This is a genomic window from Latilactobacillus parasakei (genome assembly GCF_049674265.1).
Lineage (GTDB): Bacteria > Bacillota > Bacilli > Lactobacillales > Lactobacillaceae > Latilactobacillus > Latilactobacillus sakei.
The window spans coordinates 1,597,233-1,618,529 of record NZ_CP186861.1 but is presented as its reverse complement, the minus strand read 5'-3'; the positions used below and the strand labels follow the sequence as shown (position 1 = coordinate 1,618,529).

General features: G+C 43.0%; 21 protein-coding genes. 10 read left to right on the top strand and 11 right to left on the bottom strand.

What is annotated here, in order from left to right; translation table 11 throughout:
* Nucleotides 1–48: 48 nt before the first annotated feature.
* Entirely contained in the window at nt 49–1,782 is a 1,734-nt protein-coding gene (gene spxB, locus ACPBEH_RS08110; protein ID WP_424348850.1) for a pyruvate oxidase, read from the bottom strand.
* A gap of 197 nt (nt 1,783–1,979) precedes the next feature.
* On the opposite strand from spxB, the gene ACPBEH_RS08105 reads away from it, so the two are divergent.
* Both ACPBEH_RS08105 and ACPBEH_RS08100 read left to right on the top strand, forming a co-directional pair.
* On the top strand, nt 1,980–2,936 hold the full coding sequence (locus ACPBEH_RS08105; protein ID WP_424348849.1) for a Dyp-type peroxidase: 957 nt from the start codon (nt 1,980–1,982) through the stop codon (nt 2,934–2,936).
* A 183-nt stretch (nt 2,937–3,119) separates the two neighbouring features.
* A complete protein-coding gene (locus ACPBEH_RS08100) occupies nt 3,120–4,061 on the top strand; it encodes an NADP-dependent oxidoreductase (RefSeq protein ID WP_424350066.1) in 942 nt (313 codons plus the stop codon).
* Nucleotides 4,062–4,100: 39 nt separating this feature from the next.
* On the opposite strand, the gene ACPBEH_RS08095 is transcribed toward ACPBEH_RS08100, so the two are convergent.
* Nucleotides 4,101–4,697, bottom strand: a complete 597-nt coding sequence (locus ACPBEH_RS08095; RefSeq protein ID WP_424348848.1) for a TMEM175 family protein — start codon at nt 4,695–4,697, stop codon at nt 4,101–4,103.
* 193 nt (nt 4,698–4,890) lie between these two features.
* Between ACPBEH_RS08095 and ACPBEH_RS08090 the strand changes: the two genes are divergently transcribed.
* Nucleotides 4,891–5,604 carry a DUF975 family protein gene (locus ACPBEH_RS08090; RefSeq protein WP_424348847.1) on the top strand — a complete coding sequence of 238 codons (714 nt, stop codon included), beginning with the start codon at nt 4,891–4,893 and terminating at the stop codon, nt 5,602–5,604.
* Nucleotides 5,605–5,684: 80 nt separating this feature from the next.
* Nucleotides 5,685–6,677, top strand: a complete 993-nt coding sequence (locus ACPBEH_RS08085; protein WP_424348846.1) for an alcohol dehydrogenase catalytic domain-containing protein — start codon at nt 5,685–5,687, stop codon at nt 6,675–6,677.
* A 45-nt stretch (nt 6,678–6,722) separates the two neighbouring features.
* Here the strand turns inward: ACPBEH_RS08085 and ACPBEH_RS08080 are convergent, their stop codons facing one another.
* The 5 genes from ACPBEH_RS08080 to ACPBEH_RS08060 are packed head-to-tail and all read right to left on the bottom strand — an operon-like array spanning nt 6,723 to nt 12,202.
* Nucleotides 6,723–7,418, bottom strand: a complete 696-nt coding sequence (locus ACPBEH_RS08080; RefSeq protein WP_424348845.1) for an ECF transporter S component — start codon at nt 7,416–7,418, stop codon at nt 6,723–6,725.
* Nucleotides 7,415–9,049, bottom strand: a complete 1,635-nt coding sequence (locus ACPBEH_RS08075) for an ABC transporter ATP-binding protein (RefSeq protein ID WP_424348844.1) — start codon at nt 9,047–9,049, stop codon at nt 7,415–7,417. The genes ACPBEH_RS08080 and ACPBEH_RS08075 overlap by 4 nt, the downstream gene beginning before the upstream one ends.
* The gene (locus tag ACPBEH_RS08070) at nt 9,028–9,960 is read right to left on the bottom strand and encodes an energy-coupling factor transporter transmembrane component T (RefSeq protein ID WP_424348843.1); all 933 of its coding nucleotides are present in this window, start codon (nt 9,958–9,960) and stop codon (nt 9,028–9,030) included. Before ACPBEH_RS08070 ends, ACPBEH_RS08075 begins: the two co-directional genes overlap by 22 nt.
* Nucleotides 9,909–10,724 (bottom strand): DUF4430 domain-containing protein, encoded by an 816-nt coding sequence (locus ACPBEH_RS08065; protein ID WP_424348842.1) that lies wholly within the window; start codon nt 10,722–10,724, stop codon nt 9,909–9,911. Before ACPBEH_RS08065 ends, ACPBEH_RS08070 begins: the two co-directional genes overlap by 52 nt.
* Nucleotides 10,725–10,735: 11 nt before the next feature.
* Nucleotides 10,736–12,202 carry an LPXTG cell wall anchor domain-containing protein gene (locus tag ACPBEH_RS08060; protein WP_424348841.1) on the bottom strand — a complete coding sequence of 489 codons (1,467 nt, stop codon included), beginning with the start codon at nt 12,200–12,202 and terminating at the stop codon, nt 10,736–10,738.
* Between the two features lie 214 nt (nt 12,203–12,416).
* On the opposite strand from ACPBEH_RS08060, the gene ACPBEH_RS08055 reads away from it, so the two are divergent.
* The 3 genes from ACPBEH_RS08055 to ACPBEH_RS08045 all read left to right on the top strand — a co-directional run bounded on the left by ACPBEH_RS08055 (nt 12,417) and on the right by ACPBEH_RS08045 (nt 15,146).
* On the top strand, nt 12,417–13,886 hold the full coding sequence (locus ACPBEH_RS08055; RefSeq protein WP_424348840.1) for an ABC transporter permease: 1,470 nt from the start codon (nt 12,417–12,419) through the stop codon (nt 13,884–13,886).
* 15 nt (nt 13,887–13,901) lie between these two features.
* The gene (locus tag ACPBEH_RS08050; RefSeq protein WP_011375523.1) at nt 13,902–14,564 is read left to right on the top strand and encodes an ABC transporter ATP-binding protein; all 663 of its coding nucleotides are present in this window, start codon (nt 13,902–13,904) and stop codon (nt 14,562–14,564) included.
* A gap of 93 nt (nt 14,565–14,657) precedes the next feature.
* Nucleotides 14,658–15,146, top strand: a complete 489-nt coding sequence (locus tag ACPBEH_RS08045; RefSeq protein WP_424348839.1) for a methylated-DNA--[protein]-cysteine S-methyltransferase — start codon at nt 14,658–14,660, stop codon at nt 15,144–15,146.
* 43 nt (nt 15,147–15,189) lie between these two features.
* Here the strand turns inward: ACPBEH_RS08045 and ACPBEH_RS08040 are convergent, their stop codons facing one another.
* The 3 genes from ACPBEH_RS08040 to ACPBEH_RS08030 all read right to left on the bottom strand — a co-directional run bounded on the left by ACPBEH_RS08040 (nt 15,190) and on the right by ACPBEH_RS08030 (nt 18,725).
* Nucleotides 15,190–15,843 (bottom strand): MIP/aquaporin family protein, encoded by a 654-nt coding sequence (locus ACPBEH_RS08040; protein WP_011375525.1) that lies wholly within the window; start codon nt 15,841–15,843, stop codon nt 15,190–15,192.
* Nucleotides 15,844–16,303: 460 nt separating this feature from the next.
* Complete coding sequence (gene recQ, locus ACPBEH_RS08035; protein ID WP_424348838.1) at nt 16,304–18,052, bottom strand: DNA helicase RecQ; 1,749 nt, start codon at nt 18,050–18,052, stop codon at nt 16,304–16,306.
* Nucleotides 18,053–18,164: 112 nt separating this feature from the next.
* Nucleotides 18,165–18,725, bottom strand: coding sequence for a TMEM175 family protein (locus ACPBEH_RS08030; protein WP_011375528.1), 561 nt, complete (start codon nt 18,723–18,725; stop codon nt 18,165–18,167).
* A gap of 111 nt (nt 18,726–18,836) precedes the next feature.
* Here ACPBEH_RS08030 and ACPBEH_RS08025 point away from each other — a divergent pair, with 111 nt between their 5' ends.
* The 3 genes from ACPBEH_RS08025 to ACPBEH_RS08015 all read left to right on the top strand — a co-directional run bounded on the left by ACPBEH_RS08025 (nt 18,837) and on the right by ACPBEH_RS08015 (nt 20,639).
* A complete protein-coding gene (locus ACPBEH_RS08025; protein WP_424348837.1) occupies nt 18,837–19,610 on the top strand; it encodes a hypothetical protein in 774 nt (257 codons plus the stop codon).
* Between the two features lie 17 nt (nt 19,611–19,627).
* A complete protein-coding gene (locus tag ACPBEH_RS08020) occupies nt 19,628–20,140 on the top strand; it encodes a YbhB/YbcL family Raf kinase inhibitor-like protein (protein ID WP_424348836.1) in 513 nt (170 codons plus the stop codon).
* Nucleotides 20,141–20,255: 115 nt separating this feature from the next.
* Nucleotides 20,256–20,639 (top strand): YxeA family protein, encoded by a 384-nt coding sequence (locus ACPBEH_RS08015; RefSeq protein WP_424348835.1) that lies wholly within the window; start codon nt 20,256–20,258, stop codon nt 20,637–20,639.
* A 45-nt stretch (nt 20,640–20,684) separates the two neighbouring features.
* Here ACPBEH_RS08015 and ACPBEH_RS08010 read toward each other — a convergent pair whose 3' ends face one another.
* Entirely contained in the window at nt 20,685–21,224 is a 540-nt protein-coding gene (locus ACPBEH_RS08010; RefSeq protein WP_424348834.1) for a cysteine hydrolase family protein, read from the bottom strand.
* Nucleotides 21,225–21,297 lie beyond the last annotated feature (73 nt).

Sequence of the window (21,297 nt, the reverse complement as noted above, 5' to 3'; positions counted from 1 at the left end):
AGTAGTCCGCCGATGGTCTGATTTAAGAAATCTTAACTTTTTAGTCGCTCATCCTAAAAATGTCCGAAAAGGTTTTAATCCTTGTGCGCGATATTTTTCAACAAACTGAGCAACTGCCTCAGGATCTTGCGTCTGATCATCGATCACCAATTGTTCAACTGGTAAAGGCCGTTCGTTAGCAATTTTGACATCAATCACAACTGGTCCTTGGCGTTTTTGAGCCGCTGCAAAAGCAGCCTTCAATTCATCTAACGTCCGGACCGTAAACCCTTGTGCCCCTAATGCTGTTGCGGCGGCACCGTAATCTGCACCTTGAATGGCAACACCAGAATGTGGTTGGCCCTTGTCATCTTGTTCTGCTTCAATAAAACCAAATGAATCATTACTCAACACAACGTTGATAATTGGCATTTGGTATTTAACTTGCGTGATCAAATCTTGCATCACCATCGTGAAGCCACCGTCACCACTGATTGACCAAACTTGGCGATCAGGGAAGGCTGCTTGGGTCCCGATTGCAGCTGGTAAAGCAGCCCCCATCGTTGCGTACCAAGCTGAAATCGTCGTCTTTTGGCCGGGTTTCATCTTCAAAAAGCGGACGCCATCAATCGTGACGTTCCCCACATCTAAGTTGAAAATAGCGTCATCGGTAGCCATCTGATTGATTTCTTTAAAGACTGGTTCCACCCGTAATGGTGTTTGTGGATCATCTTCAAAACTAGCGGTCCATTGATCCCAGTTAGCTTTATTAGCGACTGCTGCACGGTAGAAGGCTGTCTTTTCAGATACCGGTTCACTGGCTTCAAGCAAAGCCGCTAACGCTGTTTTCGCATCTGCTAAAATGCCAACGTCAACATGGTGTCTATGGCCAAGTTTGGTTGGATCAATATCGATTTGGATGAACTTCGCATCTGGTTTGAAGAAATATTGGCCAAATTCGTAGTTACTGCCGACAAATAAAATTAAATCGGCCGCTTCTGCCAAATCAACCCCAGGTTTAGTCGCAACACGACCTGCTGAAACCATGTAAGCTGGATTTTCGTCAGCAACAATCCCTTTAGAGAGGGCTGATGACATCATTGGAATACTTAATTTATCGGATAACGCCACTAATTCATCGCCGGCTGCCTTAGCACCTTGACCAAAATAAATAATAGGTTGTTTAGCTTCTTTAATTAATTGTAGGGTCTGTTGAATATCCGTTGAGCGGGGTTCTGGATAATTCCCCATCTGGAATAGGTTAGCAGTTGCTTCGAAGTGATCATCGATTGGTTGCCAGCCTAAATCCGTTGGAATTGTCACGACTGCTACGCCACTATGTTTATAAGCTTGTTGAATCGCTTGGTCAACAACTAGTGGTAATTGTTCAGCCGTCATGACCGTCCGGTTATAGACTGCCACATCCGCAAACATTGGATTTTCATTCATTTCTTGGAAATAATCAGTATTCATGACACCAGTTGCCACTTGGCCGACTAATGCTAAAACGGGGACGTGATCGTACTTGGCATCATAAAGCCCATTCAATAAATGAACTGCGCCAGGGCCAGCTGACCCAAATGTTGCCGCAATTTTACCAGTCACCTTGGCTTCACCTGAAGCTGCTAAAGCACCGACTTCTTCATGACGAACTTGAATATAGCGCATAATTGCTTTTTGGTTATGCAATGCATTCATCGTTGAATCAAATGAGCCGCCTGGTAACCCAAAAATATGGTCAATTCCCCAGTCTGCCATGACTTTTAACATTGCGTCTGCCGCATTTATCTTTTGTGTTACCATCTAAAAAGACCTCCTGATTAATTTTATTCTGCTTATTTAAGTATACCGCCTTAATTGTAAGCGTTACAAATGATAAGCATTTTTTAGCCGTTTTGACTGGTAAGTAATCGACTTTTTTGGTATGCTTGCATCAAGCTAGATAATAATGATTATTAATAAGTGATCATTAACTTTAGATTTTTAGGGAGGCTTTTTTAATGGCTATTATAGCTAAAGATGCACAAGATGTTTTTAAAGATGCGGGTGAAAATATTATTTTCACGACACTCAATTTAAATCGCCAAGATTTTTCATCAGACAAAGCTGCCGTTTCAGATTTGGCTGAACGGATCCCCGCAATTATCAATAGTATGAACATCCGCTATCCGGATGCACATTTGCGCGTTGCTTTTGGGATTGGCTCAGACGCTTGGGACTATCTTTTCCCAAACGCCCCTAAACCTCAAGAACTAGAACCCTTCCAAACGATCCCTAGTCCTAAACACGATGCTGTCGCTACTGGCGGCGACTTATTCTTCCACATTCGGGCCAAAGAAATGGCAGTTTGTTACGAAGTAATGGCCCAATTCATGCAATTCATCGGTCAAAATGCAACGACGATTGATGAAACTCACGGCTTCCGTTATTTCGAAGGCCGCTCAATCATCGGCTTTATCGATGGTACGGAAAATCCTGCCATCGATGAAACAGCCGAATACGCCCTAATTGGCGATGAAGACCCTGAATTCATCAATGGTTCATACGCCTTTGCCCAAAAATATATTCATTCGATGGACACTTGGAACCACACTTCAACTGAAGAACAAGAAAAAACAATCGGTCGTAAAAAATTCTCTGATCTTGAATTAGACGATACCGAAAAACCAACAAACGCGCACAACGTTGTTTCGCAAGATAACGAAGGTGGCGTCGAACATAAAATTGTTCGGATGAACGTGCCTTACGCTAATCCTGGTGAAAAGATGACCGGGACTTATTTTATCGGCTACGCTCGTCAATGGACAATCGTTAAACGGATGCTGACGAACATGTTCGTCGGCAAACCAGCCGGCAACTACGATCACCTACTAGATTTCAGCGAACCAACAACCGGCGCACTATTCTTCATCCCATCCAAAACACTACTAGCAAAAATTGCGGAAGAAGAAATTTAGAGTGCGTTTAAAGCGATTTGACGCTGAGCATTAGCTGAGTGTTGCGAATAAACGACAACCTTAAAAAGCCGACGAAGGTCGGCTTTTTAATTGCTTTTTGTTGACTTCCCGCATGCCGATTGCTAAACTGATATTACTTACTTTAAATAAGAAAACGATGAGGTGTTTTAAATGTCAGATACAATGCAAGCTGTTGCGATCAATCAATACGGCGATGAACAAACACTTGAAATGATTACTTTACCAATGCCAACCATTGGCGAACACCAAGTACTAATTAAATCAAAAGCAACTGCTATCAATCCTCTTGACTGGAAATTACGTGCGGGTTATCTCACAAGTATGTTCGATTGGGCTTTTCCAATCGTGCTTGGTTGGGATTTAGCCGGTGTCGTTACTGAAGTCGGTTCAGCTGTGACGGATTGGCAAGTCGGCGACGAAGTTTTTGCACGTCCAGCCACTTCTAACCGCGGTACTTATGCTGAATATGTTGCGGTTGATGACGAATTGGTCGCTCGCAAACCTAAGAACGTCACTTTTGAAGAAGCAGCTGCTGTGCCATTGGCCGGCGAAACAGCTTGGCAAGCCCTTTTCAACCACGGTCACTTAAAAGCCGGTGAAACAGTGCTCGTCCAAGCTGGTTCTGGTGGTGTTGGGTCATATGCCATTCAAATTGCTAAGGCAATGGGCGCCCACGTCATCACAACAACTAGTGCCAAGAATTTTGATCTCGTTCGCGACTTAGGTGCCGACGAAATTATCGATTACCGTAACGAAAAAGTTGCTGATAAAGCACACAACGTTGACCTGGTCATCGATACAATCGGTGGGCAAAGCCAAGTTGATGCTTGGTCCGTGCTCAATCCTGAAACAGGTCGCCAAATTTCAATCGTTGGTGAAGCACCCGAAACAGCTGACATTATCAAAGACACAAAGATGACTTTCAAAGCTATCTGGTTAATTCCAAATGGTGAACAACTTCGTGAAATTGCTGACCTAATGGCTGACGGTAAAGTAAAATCAATTATTGATACTGTCCTCCCATTCTCAGCGGAAGGCTTAATCAAATCACATCAACTAAGTGCAACACACCATTCAACTGGTAAAATCGTCATTAAATTCTAAATAATACAAAAAAGCATCGCCAAGTTGGCGATGCTTTTTTTAATCGTGAAAGAGTTTATCACTATCAGAACCCGTTCGATTGCCGATCACAAATACTTCTAAGATCACAAAAATCAATTCGATTGGCGGGAAGAAATAAATCGCAGCAACTAAGGCTACCTGAATCACCCAGAAATAAGGTTTCATAATAACACCGTAAATTGGCATCCCTGTAATCTTTTGATAAACCTCCGGTGCAACTTCGCGGTTGGCATCCGCTAGTGCGCGACTCAATAAGTAATACATCATCAACCAAGCAAAATGAACCACATAGTAGAAATATTCTGGGCCCCGTGAATTAATAAACCGCCCCGCCCAAGCAGTAGCAACGGGTAAAAATGACATTGATAATAACCATATATTATTCAACCAATAAATTCGTTTTGTCACCCGTTTCGTTAAACTAAACATGTAGTGGTGATTGTACCAAGCAACCCCTACGAAGAGATAGGTTACGATATAGGCAAAGAAGTATGGTGCATTTTCCAGTAAGGCCTTCACCTCAGCCGTTTCTGGTGTTTTAAATTCAAGAATCATAATCGTTACAATAATTGCAATGACCGCATCGCTGAAAGCTTCCAAACGTCCCTTATTCAATAGAATCCCTCCCAAATATTAATAACCATTTTATGTTTCACACTATTAATTAGTACCCTTATAATTTTACCGCCATCAAAGGGATTTGTCACGACTCTCTCAAAATAATCAACCATATTAACCGATTTATATTGCTTCCCCCCTTTAACTAATAGTATAATAATTTAAACTTTACTTTAGGGGGGATTTACAAATGGATAAAACATACAAATCAAGCGCTGAATTAAAGCGCGAGGCTAAGGCACTCTATGCGGGCCATTGGGGACAAGCAATCAAGCTTAATATCGTCCCAACACTCTTTTCAATCCTCGCTTTTATCTTAATTGGTGGCCTCTTTATGGCACTCACTGCACTCTTTATGACATCGGACTTTGTCTCATCAGGCTCTGGCTCATTTCCTAGCAATATGTCTTCTGGTAACTCGTTGACTGGTAATATTGGTGGCTTCATCGTTGGTTTAATTACTTTGGGGATTTCATTTACGACGCTCGATTGGATTCGCTCAAAGGATGCTGACTTTAACGCATTTAGTGGTGCTTTTAGCGTCTTTTCAAAACGTTATTTTCTCGGAGCTGTCATTACCGAACTATTAGCCGGCTTTTTCACCGTCTTATGGACATTGCTTTTCATCATCCCTGGGCTGATTAAGTCATTTTCTTATTCTCAAGCGCCTTTCATCTTCAAAGATTTAACGGACGCTCACCCAGAAGCCGATATCAATTACCTCGATTGCATTACAAAAAGTCGTGAATTGATGGACGGACACAAATTTAGATTCTTCATCTTAAAATTAAGTTTCCTAGGTTGGGATATCCTAGCCGGCTTTACTTTTGGGATTGGCTATATTTGGTTAAATCCTTATAAACAAGCGGCTTACATGGGCTTTTACGCCGACTTAGTGGACTAGCATACTGAAAGGATTGGCGATTGCCAATCCTTTTTTGTTACCCTCAATAACCGAAACGGCTAAAATAGAGAAGAAAGGATGTGTCCTCATTGATTGCAAATACCCAAATCACCCTAGATTCTCACCAAAATTGGCAAACTGTTACTACTCAGATCCCAACACCTGGCGACCACGAACTACTCATCAAAGTCCAAGCCGCCGCAGTCAATCCTATTGATCTCAAACGGCGCACCGTTACGACGCATATTTTAGGCTACGATGGTTACGGCGAAGTCTTAGCAATTGGCAAAGCCGTCACACAATTTGAAGTTGGCGATATCGTCTATTACGCCGGTTCTACTCAACTAGATGGCAGTTTTCAAGCCTACCAATGTATGACCGAAGCCCTCTGCGCACTTGCCCCCGGCCAATTATCAGCGAGTGAAGCGGCTGGCCTACCGCTAGTCTCACTAACTGCCTACGAACTACTTTTTGAAAAATTTCATTTCGAGGCCGCAGAACAAGCCCACCTCGGTAAAAACCTTTTGATTATTAACGGTGCTGGTGGGGTCGGTTCAATTATGAGTCAACTCGCCAAATGGGCTGGGTTCACCGTTTATGCCACTAGCAGTCCTCAAAATTTTAACTGGCTAAAAGCCAATGGCGTCGATTATCCTATTGATTACCACCAAACAAGTGATCAACTTAACCTCGATCAACTGCCAGCCGACCACTTCGACGCGATTGCCGTTCTTTACGATGTCGCACCCTATTTGTCTGCTGCAACACGCTTAATCAAACCACTCGGTCATGTCGGCTCTCTGGTTAATATGCAAGCCCCACTTGATTTAACCCCACTGAAAGCAAAATCAGTCTCTTTTGATTGGGAATACATGTTTACTAAAACGGATTTTGATTACGAGATTGCCAGCCAAGGCGCGATCCTCAAAAAAATAGCGAGCCTTGCCGACACAAATCAAATTCATCCGATTACGACACAAGTCTACCAAGGTTTATCGGTTGAAAACCTCGACACAATCACAAGCGAACTCACAAAAGGTCACGCAATTGGTAAGTATGTGCTAACCTACTAAAAAAAGGAGCTAGAGACAAAAATTATTTTTGTATCTAGCTCCTTTTTAGTCTAATAAGCCATATTTAATTTTAAAACGTCTAATAATCCGGTACCACGATTGATAAAAACAATAAATAAAGAACACATTCGATAGCGCATGCGCCAAATCGAAATAAAAACTCGCAATATAGGCTGCGATAAATGTTTTGAACGATAAGGGATTAACATAGGCGATAAAATACCATAAGTTCATTACCCACCCGAAAATAAACCCCCAAATAAAGCCGAATAGACAAAGCCAATATTTATTGCGGGCCCAATCAAAGCGGCTAATCAGCCCGGCCGTCACGCCCATCATCCCCCAACAAAACATCTGCCATGGTGTCCACGGGCCTTGACCTAAGAAGAAATTCGAAACCAAGGCCGCCGTTGAACCAATCATGAAGCCAGCTTCCGGACCCAAAACCAAAGCCGCGACAATCACCACAAAACTTGTTGGTTGAACACTCGGCAGCGGCGCAAAAGGCACCCGACTGACCGCCGCAATTGTCGCTAAAACGGCGATCATTACAATCTCCCGGGCCCGAATTTGACGTTTTTCAAAGCGCCAATAAAATGGCAGCATACTGACCACTAAACAAATAAAACTCAATGCTAAAAAATATTGTCCCTGTAATTGAATGATCAAGCCTAATAAAACCGCGATTATTAGAAAGGCAATCCCAAAAATAAGGCTACTTTGCCAGTCAATGCGCTTCATCGGCCAACCTCTTCCCAAGTCAACGCCGCAGAGTCTTGTGATCGTAAGAGTCGATTAATCGGGGTGGTGTAAAAGAAGTTCGATTGGAAAAATTGGTGCGGTGCTTCTTGCGCAACGATCGCGCCATCAAATAACAAGGCGCATTGGTTCGCAAAGCGAGCGCTAAAGACCATATCATGACTAGCCATGATAATCGTTAGTCCTTCTGCTTGTAACTGCTGTAATAGGCGTCCAAGTGCTTGTTTGCGCAGTGGATCTAAACCTTTTGTTGGTTCATCTAAAATCAGCAACTTCGGATTAGCTAATAAAATAATCCCTAGCGCAATCAATTGTTGCTCGCCACCACTGGTATCTTGCGGATCACTGTCTGCTAAATCAGTTAGGCCTAACTTAGCCAGCATCGCTGTGGCCGCTTCTTCTGGGTGTTCACGTCCTAATTGAACGGCACGCCGCTCAAATTCAACCCGAACACTCTCCGCGCTAAACTGATCGGCCGGTTGTTGAGACAAATAACCGATCACTTTAAATAACTGCTCTGTCGGCCACTTTTGTAATGGTCGTTCCAACAAGCGGACCGTCCCGCGACGGGGTTCCAACAAACCAATCAATACTTTTAAAAGTGTCGACTTACCAATCCCATTTTTACCGACAATCGCTAACCAATCACCCGTATGGACCGTTAATTTGAGTTGATTTAAAACATACGGCTCATTTTTGGTATATTGAAAATCTAAATGGTCAGCGGTTAATAACGTTTCTTGCGTCGCGGCTACTATCGGACGTAATTGATCATGAATACTGCCGACTGGCAATTGACGTTGCCCGGCCACAACTGTTAGTGGCACGGATTCAGTCTCAGTGGTTAGTTGTTGTTGCCAAAAAAGCCGCGGAATCTCCGGCATGAAATCCCGTAAAGTTGGTTGCTGCCAAATTGCCTGTAGACCTTGATCAACTGGTCCTTGATAACTAAGACAGCCGTTTGTCATTAACCAGAGTTGATTAGCTAGTGGCAACACATCATCCAACTGATGCTCACTCATGATAATCGTTATGCCCAATTCATCATGCACGCGTTGTAATAAACTCATAAACTCTTTGGTCGCAATCGGATCTAATTGGGCAGTCGGTTCATCTAACACCAATAGGCTCGGTTGGAGAATCAAAATTGCTGCCAAATTAACCAGTTGCTTTTGGCCGCCAGATAATTCATGAACCGATGCGTATAGAATATCCTGAATACCAAGAAAACTAACGAGTTCTGCAATTCTTTTTTGAATATTGGCGCTAGCTTCGCCGCTATTTTCCAGCGAAAAGGCCAGCTCCTGAATCACGGTATCCATTACGAGTTGGTTCTCGGGATTTTGGAAAACAAAGCCAATTTTCTGCGCACTAATAGCTGGGTCGAGATCCGCCAATAGTTGGCCGTTAAACGATACCTGCCCTAAATGCTGTCCCACCGGCCATAATTCACGTTTAAATTGACGCAATAAGGTTGTTTTACCGCTACCTGAAGGGCCGGCCACAACCACCCAATCACCAGCATTAACCGTCACATTAATCCCGGCCAAGCTCGGTTGATTTGCTAACGCATATTGAAATTGAAGCTGTTCTATCTGTGCAATTGCCACCATAAGTACTCCCATCCTTCCAATAATAATGGTAACCCATCAATCAGCAAAATCACGCTTAAACATACCCAATCGCGCCTGGTTAACCGCAATGTACCTAGTGTCGGATAAACGATTAACTGACCGTTACCCTGACTGGCGCACCAAAAGGCAACCAAGCCACCGCTAATGAGCGCCATTAATAGGCCATAATCGCGAGGCGTCATTTGATACCGGCGATACGTACTTCTTTTTTGAACGCCAAAGCCGCGGGCCGTCATTGAATCAGCGGTCTGCAGTGCTTCGGTCAATGTATTGGTTAATAAAATTGCCAACAGATGCATCCCTGATTGGGCGCGATTTTTTAGCCGCCCCGTTGCCATTTGAATCCCTCGCGTGCGTTGGACTGCGGTAATATCGCGTAAGCGCCGAATGAATAATGGAAAAAAGCGCATCGTCATCATCGTCAGTAATGTCAATTGCGGGGCGATTCCGCCGAATAACGCCAAAAATTTATGGTTGGTCATATGCTGATTATAGGCCACAAAAATCAATAATAAAACGGCCAAAGCGGTCGCCATTAAAAAACCATAGACCACCGCTTCCGCCGTTATCAAGGTACCGCCAACCGTCATCATAACGTGCGTCCCATGATTATTGATAATTGGATTCATGATGACAATTAGGACCATCATCAATAAGGCACCTTGCAGCGTGCTAACTGTTTTCTGTTGATTTTTGGCGACCCAATTAACCGCAATAATAACAATCAGTTGGCCACCTAAAAAGTAGGGATGGTTGAAACACATTGAAAAGCTAATCATTAATATGAAGTACACCAATAGAACCAGTGGGTGTACTTGATCAATAATCAGTTGCGATTTTAGCCCTGAGGCGCGTGGCGATCGTGTCCGAGATCTTCCGTATACAGCCAATCAATAACATCTCCACTCTTTACATGATAGACACCACACGATTGATTTGAAAAAACACCGTTGACCCGATAGAGCCAACCACTCTGGGGCCCCTTATCGAATTCAAACAAGCCATTAATCCCTTTGACATAGGCGCTAGCACCAATCCCCCGGTAAGATAGCGGCATGCCTTGTTGGCCCGTTAGCCGTTTTAAAGCGGCCAGCACCGTCTCCCCATCATCAATCGTTACAGAAGCGTGATTAATCAGAGCTGGGTTGCCTTCACTAATCGGCCCATAAACGCTTACCGTTACCTTCTTAGCAACCGGTTCAGGTTGTTTGGCTGGTGCTTCGTGAGCTTCAGCCTGCTGTGTTGGTTGTTGCGCTGTTGAAACTACCGCACTGCTTGCTGATTGACGTGTTGTTGGTGCGGCAGTCGTTGCTGACTGTGAGGTTGGCGTTTGTTTGGCTGACGCACTTGCCTGTTGTTCTTTTTTAGCAACACTGGCTTGTTCAGACTGACTAACCTGCTTGGCTTCTTTAGATTGTGCCTGCTTGGAAGCGACAGAATGCTTCGTCTCTTTAGCCTTAGTGGTTGTCTTTTTTGAAGTCGATTCGGCGTGCTTGGTGACCGCCTTGTGCGCGACTTTTTTTGATTGCGTCGATTGCTCACTTGCATGTTTAACTGTGGTTGGTTGCTGTTGAACACTCGCATAGGTCCCGTAGCCGATTCCGCCTAGTAACACGAGACTTGCAACGCTTAGCAGTAGGCGTTTTTTTACCATCTACTTGCCTCCTAGCGTTGTTTTAAACGACGTGTTTGGTAACCTGCAACACCAAGTAACATGAATAACCCAGCTAAAACACTACCCCAAACAGATTGATGACCCGTTTGTGGTAAAGCATCTTGCGTCGCAGTTGTGCCAGTCAATGGCATGCCATCTTCTTTGTTACCAGGTTGTTTTGGCAATTGTTTATTTAAATCGACTGCCGAAAATGACGATGATGAAAGTTCATCGGCTGGTTTCTTACTAGGAATACTTGGCTTAGGATCTGGCGTTGGTTCTGGTTTGGGTTCTGGTTTGGGCTCTGGGTCCGGTTCTGGCACTACTTTTTTAAAGTTATAGATTGAGCCTTTGCCCTTCAACAAATAATCATATTGGCCTAAAGCATAGACCGCTTGTTCGGTTGACATTGACAGTGCACCATCATCGCTGCCCATCATCCAGCGGAATTGCCCGTCGGTTTTTTGGTAAGCAATTAAGTTCGTGATTGGTGTCGCACCATTATCACCCACAAACGTTGTGGCTGGATTGACGCCAGCTGCGGCCAAGCCTAAGATGGCCATTGCCGTGCTATTTGAGTTTTCTTCAGTTGAAAAACCGCCAGGAATCAAGAAACCGCCCGTTGCTTTCACAAAACCAGTTGTTTTTAATAAGGCAACTGCGCGATCCAAAGCGCTTTGAACCTTAGGCTGATCACGATGCATACCTAATGCTGACATCGTCATCCCCGTAATATCCAAATCACTGACTGATCCGAAAAAGGCCCAACCGCCAGCCGTGTTTTGTTGTTTTAAAACTAAATCGATTAACTGATTAATCGTTTGATTGGCTTGTGACCCGTAATCTTGAGTGCTCAAGGCAATAATCCCGTAGACTTGCCCTGTGATGCCGGCAGTAGCCGCTTTTTTAATAATTTCAGCAATTAAATTAACACCGTTGAATTGCGTTGGGTCTTCGCCAATTGCGGCAATCCCAATTGTGAGGCGTTCCAAGTCGGTTGCAGAATAATGCCCGGCCATTCCGGTTAATTCTTCGGCAAAGACTTGGTGAAACGTTGCTTTTTGGGCGGTTGTTAATTGGGCCCCAGAACTGATTCTGGCCAAAGCCGCCCAAACTTCAGTATCCTGGCTAGTTGTTAATTGTTGCGCCCCACGCGCCATAGCCCCTTGATAGTCCTTGTTTAAAACAACTTTAGCAGCTGATTTTACAGATTGCGTATTGGTTGTCTGGGCCGTTTTAGCAGGTACTTCTGCCACTTGTGAACGTGAAGACGTCCCTTGACTCTGACGGCTTGATTCACCCAATTGATCACTGGCAACTTGACTGCTAGTTGATTGACTAGCACTGAGTTGACTTGTCGCAACTGATTGCTGACCGGTTTGAATATCTGTCGCATGCGCACTCGTCGCACTCGTGACAGCTGGTGCTAATAATAATAAACTCGCCCATAATCCGGTATAGATTTGTTTTCGTTTCATATAATATTCCCCTACCCCTACAAACTTAACTTTTAACTAATTACTTCTATTTTAACAATTTTTTGGTGAAAGCAACATCTTTTTAAAGCACTATCATTGGATTGACAGATTATTTTTCGTAAAAAGAGCTCATTTTATGCGTACTATCGTCACAATTTATTCAATATATCCGCCTAAACTGATTATTATTCAGTTTTTATAAGGAGGAACCATTATGAACTTTTTCAAACGTGCTTGGCAAAATATTTCATTCAAAAAAGGCCGTAGCTTATTATTAGTCATTGTTATGACTGTTATTCTAGTCTTCATTATGGCCGGGTTACTCATTAGAAACGCCGCAGTAACAACGGTTAATAACACCAAACAACAAGTCGGTGCCAGTGTTACCTTATCGGCCAATCGTGATCAGGCCTTCAAGAAAATGCGCTCGTCGACACCACCAACGAGCACTTCTAAAACGAAGAAACCATCGCTCAGCATGCCTTCAGTTAGCTTAGCCAACGTCAAAAAGATTGCGCAATTATCCGGTGTCGCAAACTATAACGTTAGCGTTGCAACTTCGGCTAACGCTTCTTCCATTGATGCGATTAGCACCTCTTCAGCTAGCAACAATGGTCCGATGGGCATGTCACAATCAACCTCATCCGGCGATTTACAAATCACTGGTGTCCTCAATATGAAGACCCTCAGCGATTTCAAAGATAACACTAACAAGATTACCAAAGGCCGTGCTTTAACCAGTGCCGATGTTAATACTAACAATGTTGTGATTGAAAGTGAACTTGCTAAACAAAACGATCTCAGTGTTGGCGATACAATTAAGATTAAAGCCACAACGACTGGTAAAAAAGCTTACACCCTCAAAGTCGTCGGAATTTATAAAGCGAGTCAAAGTAGCAGCTCAAGCATGGGTCCTCAACAAAGCGATCCTTCTAATACGCTTTATACCGCTTATACATTAGCTAACCAAATTAAGGGTCAAACCAATAAAGTCGACAGTGCCGTCTTTACTTTAAGCAACCCAGCTCAAAAAACGGCCTTCCTGAAAGCTGCTAAAAAAATTATCAATACTAAGAAATTCAGCCTCACTGCAGACGATAGTACTTACCAAACCTTGAAACAATCTATGCAAAAAATGGAAAGTTTCGCTAATAAGATTGTCTGGTTAGTTGCCATCGCCGGTACTGTCATTTTAGCGCTAATCATCATCTTGATGGTGCGCGAACGCCGTTATGAAATGGGCGTTTTACTCTCATTAGGTGAAAAACGGACTAAGATTATTGGGCAATTACTCGTTGAAATGTTCATGTTACTGATTGTCAGTTTAGCGCTCGCGGGTGTCGGTGGCCAATTTGCCGGTCAAGCACTCAGCAAGCAAGTCATGAGTTCCGTTACAACAAGTACCACAACCGACAGTGCAACAACTCAACCTGGCGGTAATGATGGCCCTGGCGGCGGTCAAGCACCAAGTGGCCAACCTGGTGGCAATCGTCCCGGTGGTCAAATGACGCAAGGAACGCAAAATAAAGCCAAATCAATTAAAGCGAGCGATCTAAACCTCAAAATTAATCCGCTAACCTTACTTCAATTAGGCGCCTTTGGTTTCACCATCATTGCTTTTGCAGTCTTACTCGCTTCAGCCAATATTCTAAGACTCGAACCACGAAAAATTCTCATTGGATAATTAGGAGGTCACATTATGTTAACAGCCAAAGATGTCAGTTATTGGTACGATTCAGAAGAAAATACACTCTATAAAGACGTTAATCTCAACTTTGAAGCCGGGCAACTCTACGGCATTATCGGTAGTAGTGGTGCCGGTAAAACGACCCTCTTAACAATGCTTGCTGGTCTCGACAAACCACGCAAGGGTGAAATCCTCTATGAAGGGACCTCACTTCAAAAAATCGGTTTGACGCAATACCGCAACCGCTATGTTTCAATTGTTTTCCAAGCCTACAATTTGCTCCCCTATATGTCGGCACTCGATAACGTCCTAACCGCAATGGCCATCACTCATTCCGAGCGCGAAAACCCCAGTGAGTTTGCGCTAGAGATGCTGACTAAGGTTGGTATCAACCCTGATATGGCTCGTAAAAACGTTCAGAAACTATCCGGGGGGCAGCAACAACGGGTCGCAATCGTTCGTGCAATGTGTTGTGATGCACCAGTCGTTGTTGCCGATGAACCAACTGGGAATTTGGACGACACTAACACCCGGGAAATAATTAAACTTTTTCAAGAACTCGCACACGAACAACAAAAGTGTGTCATCCTCGTGACCCATGAAAAAGAAGTCGCCGCGAGTTGCGACGTGCAATATCTATTGCAGCACAAAACCTTTGAAGAAGTCACTCTCTAAACTCGCTTAAAATAAACTGTCGATAGTAAGCTTATCGGCAGTTTATTTTATTGAAAATTGTTATACTGAGGCTACTAAATGGAGGTGTCTTCGATGACCACAATCTATTACGATTATTTAACGCATGACAATCAAAACCTAGTCGTCGCTGCAACCGAACACGGCATCTGCTTTGTCGGTTCACCTAACCAACCACTCAGCGAACTAACGACTTTTATGCCCAATCACGACTTATTACAGGACCCCTCAAAACTGGCACCAGCGATTGCCCAGATAACGGCCTATCTAACACACGCCAGAACCACTTGGGATTTGCCACTCGACTTCTTAGTGGGCACGCCTTTTCAACAACAAGTCTGGACGGCCTTGCAGACGATTCCCTATGGTCAAACCGTGACTTACAATCAACTCGCCACACAAATCGGTCGGCCAACTGCGATTCGAGCAGTGGCCTCCGCTGTTGGTCGTAATCCGCTCCTCATGATTGTCCCGTGTCACCGTGTCATCCGCAAAGATGGCTCACTAGGCGGTTATCGCGGTGGTTTGTCTTTCAAAAAACAGTTATTAACCCTCGAACAATAAAAAAGGTGTGCCCACATGGGCACACCTTTTTTAATTACTTTTTTTAACGTTCTTCGCTACCTAATAAACGACCTGTAAAGGCTGCCAGGATAGCACCCACGATTGGGGCTGCTAAGTAAACCCAATAATGGGCTAGTGCTGAACCGCCAGCAAAAATAGCTGGTCCAAAACTTCTAGCAGGGTTCAATGATCCACCCGTTAAGTTGAGCGCAACGATAATCAATAAACTCAATGTAATCCCGATTGCCAATGGTGCCATTTGGCTATTGCCAAAACGATCACTGGTTGTCATTAAGATTACCAAGATGAAACTGAATGTTACAATCACTTCAACTAAAAAGGCAACCCCTGCGCCGATTTTAGGGAAGTCTGTTTGACCAAAACCAGTCCGGCTTAAATCAAGCGCATTGATAAGGACTGATAATAAACCTGAAGCCACAATTGCGCCTAAGAATTGCGCTACGATATAAAAAACGCCATCTTTTGCTTCTAAGCGTTTATTAATCATCATTGCAATTGACACGGCTGGGTTAAAATGACCACCCGAAACACCACCAAAAGCATAAGCCATCACAGTGACCGTTAACCCGAATGCTAAGCCGATTGTTAATGTATCAGCTTTAGCAATTACAACTGCGCCAGTGCCTAAGAACACTAACATAAAAGTACCAATAAATTCTGCTGCATAACGTCGCATAAATAATTCCTTCTCTCTAACTTGTTGTGAACCCTGTTAATTATACCGTTAATTAGTTAAAATGCCAACAATAATGACTCGTTAATTCAGGTCATTAAGCAAATAATTTGATATTATGTTATTAAAAGCCTATACTTATTAGTAATCTAGTCGTAAAATATAGGCTTATTTTACCCCTTTTTAAACTAAGTAAAAGAGATGATATATTACGCAAGTAACTGATGTCTATGGTATTACGCATGATAACTGTAAACTAATCGAAACAGAAAATTCATTTACGCGCATTTTCTTGGCCCAAGGCCCTGATGGTACACGTTATACATGTCTCTTACCAGACGCTAAACCAAACCCAAAATCCAATCAACATTTCGTCTATGGTAACCCCGCAGATGCCCCATACTAAGCACCGTCAAAAAGAGCCGCCAACTAACCGTTGACGACTCTTTTTATTTCCCGGGAATTACTCAGCAACTAAAATATCCAAGAATAATTCACCGTATTTTTCTAATTTATTCTCCCCGACACCTTTAACATCTAGCATTTCAGTCAGTGAGGTTGGCATAATTTCACACATTGAATACAACGTTTTATCTGAGAAGATTACAAACGGCGGTACACCCTGCTCTTCAGCTAAATCACGGCGCAATTCGCGTAAGCGTTCGAATAACTCATTGTCCTCAGGCAATGTTTTTTGAACCTTAGCGGCCATTTTACGCGTCACTTTTTCTTGGCCCTTAAGTACCTTGACGCCCGCTAACGTGATTTGTAAAACGGGATATTGACCACCAGAAGCCCGTAAATAGCCTGATGCGACTAAATAATCAATCAAACCACTGACTTCTTTTTGTGAATCGCCCCGCATCAAACCGTATGTTGGCAATTCGTCAAAGCGAAACTGCATAATCTTCTGATTCTTAGAGCCTGTCAATACTTGCGCGACCATTACTTTACCGAAGCGTTCGTCCATTCGCTTGATACACGATAAAACCTTTTGAACATCAATTGTAATGTCTTGTGATTCGCGCGTATCAAGACAGTTACTACAACGGCCACATTTTTCACAGTCATCATCAAAATAATTGACGATATATTGTTGCAAGCACTGTTGCGTGTTGGCGTATTGCGTCATTTCTTGTAACTTAGCGTATTCCCGTTGCTTATTTTCATCGTCCATCTCTGATTGATCGATGAAAAAATGTTGGATTTGGACATCATTGACTTTAAAAAGTAAAATCGCCTCACTCGGTAAACCATCACGGCCAGCCCGCCCTGCTTCTTGATAGTAAGCTTCTAAGCTGCCGGGAATTTGGGCATGCACGACAAACCGCACGTTGCTCTTATCAATCCCCATCCCAAAAGCATTCGTGGCGACCATAATCGGTTTACGATCGTAGAGAAAATCCTCTTGGTTTTGCCGACGCACCATTTCATTTAAGCCACCATGATACATCGTGACTTCCAGTTTCGCTTTTTCAATCAGCTTCGTGAGCCGTTCAACTTCTTTACGTGTACTAGCATAGATGATGCCGGATTTTTGTTTATTAACCTTTAAATAATCGATTAAGTAGCGATCACTGTTTTGGTTTTTAACCACTTGAAAGGCCAGGTTTTCCCGTGAAAAACCTGTCTTAACTTCATGTTGAATCCCTAAGCGCAACATAATATCATCAGCTACTTGTGACGTAGCGGTCGCCGTTAGTGCGACAATTGTTGGTTGTTGCCGCATACTTTTAATCGTATCCGTTAAGCGTAAATAACTAGGTCGAAAATCGTGCCCCCATTGCGAGATACAATGCGCTTCATCAACGGCAATCAAATCGATTGTTAATTCGGCTAAATCCGCTAAAAAGTAATCAGAGTCCAACCGTTCAGGTGACACATAAAGCAACTTGACTTCACCACGTGCGGCCTGATTGAAGCGTTCTTGCACCTCGCCTTGCGTCAAGGTACTGTTGATAAACGTTGCCGGAATCCCATTTTCGTTGAGCGCATCGACTTGATCTTTCATCAGCGAAATCAATGGTGAAACGACTAGCGTTAACCCCGGTAACATCAGCGCTGGAATTTGGTAACATAATGACTTCCCTCCACCAGTTGGCATAATCGCCAAGACATTAGTCCCTGCCAATAAGGATTCAATCACATCTGCTTGGCCTTCTCTAAAATGATCATAGCCAAATTTTTCTTTTAGTACTGCTTGTGCCTGCATGCCATTTCTCCCACCCGTTAAAATTCCTATCTACTATCATAACAAAAAACAACACCGTTGCGGTCAAAATAAAAACAGTCCTTAAACGACAAGGACTGTTCTCTATTATTAATTACACTGTAATTCTACCTCTTAATCCCACTACTGCCCAAATCATAATATTTAATGAGAGACCGATAAACGGAAATGGTGGGTAAAAAAAGCTGACGATCAACGTGATAAAGTTCAAACTAAATGAAACAAGTTCGCCAATTAACAACATATGCATATTGTGAATTGGGTTCGTTTTGATGACCAATCGTCTTAGATAAGCGGTCGTGATATTGAATAGTAAGACATTCACGTTATATAACGTTGAGGCAGCTACTGAATGAATATCCGTCCCCAACCAAGCCGTTGTTGCTGGCAATAATGATGTCCAGAATAGTAATAAGATATTCACCCAGATAATCTGGCCATTAATTTGCTTCACTTGCGCAAACAAATAATGATGATTAACCCACATTGTCGCAATAAAAATAAAAGTCAATACATAGGCAAAAAATTTCATCCGAACATCTAAAATCGCCATCCATGAATGATCATCCTCTGGAAGATGTAGTTCCAATACTAAAATTGTTAAAATAATGGCAATTACCGCATCAGTAAATGCTTCAAATCGTTCCTTTTTCATCAATTAATCACTCCTTATTTTTTTATTCAAGACTAGTTTACGGTATTCATTAGCTGACAACCAGTCTTTTTTAGTGTTTAATTAAAATTAATGACTCACGATGGAGGTTTTATGATGATTAAACTGCAAGTTAACTTAAAGAACACGCAAACTGAGATTCTTTTTGACCAACAAATGCTAACCATCTATTCGGAACAACCGGCCACATTACCACCGTTTGACGGCCTACTACTGCATACAAACCAGCAACAGATCACGCAAATTGACTATCTCACTGGGGAGATCACGACCATTCCAAACGGACCCTTTTTAACACTCACTGATACGGACTGGCCCGAAGGTCTAGCCTATTTAGGCTGTTTGTTAGCTGAACAATCATCAGCCATCAAAACAACCGATTTACCGGCCAAAGTCCCCAGTAATTACCGCCAAACTTTACGACCACTATTTGAAACGTTAAACTTAATTCTAGAAAGATTTGGTTTCAATTGGCAACCAACGGCGACCCCAAAAGTAAAACCAGCTGCTAAGGCCCGGCACCGTTGGACAAAAGCCATCAGCGCCGTACCATTTAACATTAAAACGCGACAAGCAACCGGCACTGCCATTTGGCAAAAACGAAACGAAATGTGCCTGAAGGCTGGCGCAACATTAATGCCGGAACCGCCGCTCAACAAGGATGGCTCACTCGGATTTGCCGCTAAAATGGGCACCCAATTGCGCCACGAACACAGCAATCAAGTTCAAGATAATGTCACAACAGAAGATATTATTTTCAAAAGTGTCAATGAAGTTGGACTTTTTCTCTACTTTGGGGGCACCAATAGTTGGCTAGAACTCATTGATCAAGATGGCCGCTCAATTGATGACTGGTCTAAAATTTAATAAGGTAGGTTAGCATTATGCAATTAACAAGTACAGGGATTCATAATGGTTATTTTGATGATATTTATGGTGGCTACAGTGATGCACTAAACGAAAATGGTATGCCCACCTATTCAATTCCTTTTACAATTGAGCAAGCACCCGCAGACACTGTTACCTATGCGGCGATTTTCTATGATCTAGATGCCTATGAAGTCACCAAAGGGTTCCCCTGGATTCATTGGACCCTCGCCAATCTAAAAGCAACAACGGTCTTGGCAAATAGTAGTCAACAATCCCCCGCTTTTGTGCAAGGCGTCAATACGTGGCACAGCCCGATGACGGATAACCAATCAGCAGAAGCCTCTGCTTGCTACGGTGGTATGACACCGCCTAATCGCGATCACACCTATACTTTGACAGTTTTTGCACTCGATTGTTCACTTGATTTAGAGGACGGCTTTTACCTCAATCAGTTAACAACCGCCATGAAGGGCCACATCCTTGATAAAGCCGTTCTGGAAGCAAAATACCGGCAATTTAAGCACTAAGGTGACAGTCTTTTCAGCATGACCTAACACTTTTGTTATCCGGCATTAAAAACATCGCTTTTTAACGTTGGTCAGTATATGATACCTTTATCAATTAAATAATGAGGTGTTTTCATTGAAAAAGAAAATGATTAGTCTGGTCGCAATTGTTGCGCTCATCATCGTCGGTTTTGCCGGTTATCACTACTATAAAAATACTTACCAAGGTGACGTTGGCTACGCCCAGGTGCCCGCTAAAACGCCTTCCAAGCAAGCGACAAAGGATGATCAAGGTAAGGTTGTGCCAAATGAATACAGTTACGAATACAAACTAAACGTAGTTAAAGAAGATGGTACGCGGACAACTGTCCCTGTTGAAATTTCTAACGAAAAGCCAACACCATTGACACCTAATAGCTATGTTAAATTGGAATTCAATGACAAACGGGTCTTAACAGGTCCCAATAATATCGCCAAAGATAAAATCCCAGCTAAAGTACAAACTGAATTAGAAAAATAACTAAAAAAGAGGCTCAAGCAAAATTATTTTTGCTTGGGCCTCTTTTTAGTGAATGAATTCAATACTATTCTGAACACTGGCAAAATTAGTTAACGCCGCGAGAAATGCTGTTTGAACGTGAGACGCTGATACTGACTCACCATTCATCGTTAATGCTTTGGTGGCCGTTGCATCCTGGATTAAAATTGGTTGATAGCCTCGTTCAAAACTCGCACGAGTTGTTGAGTCGATACACATCTGCGTCATCATGCCGCAAATCACAAGTTGATCGATTGCTAATTCTTGCAGCGCGGTTGCCAATCGTGTTTCTTGAAAACTATTCGGAAAATGCTTTTCAATTATGATAGACTCATCTGTAACGTACAAATCAGGATGCAACTGGGCGCCAATCGTCCCTTCTTCAAAAAAATCGGCATCTTTTTGACATTTAATATGTTGTATATAAATAATCGGCAAATGTTTAGCTTGAAAATCCGCTTCCAAGCGCTTCACTGCGACCAAAGCTGCTTCGGGTTGACATAAGGCCATTTTACCACCCGGGAAATAATCATTCTGAACATCAATTACCAACAATGCTTGTTTCATCTCAGTCACCATCCTCTGTTAATAGGCTTATTGTACCGGTGATTAAGCCACTCATACAGTGCCGCGCGAAAGC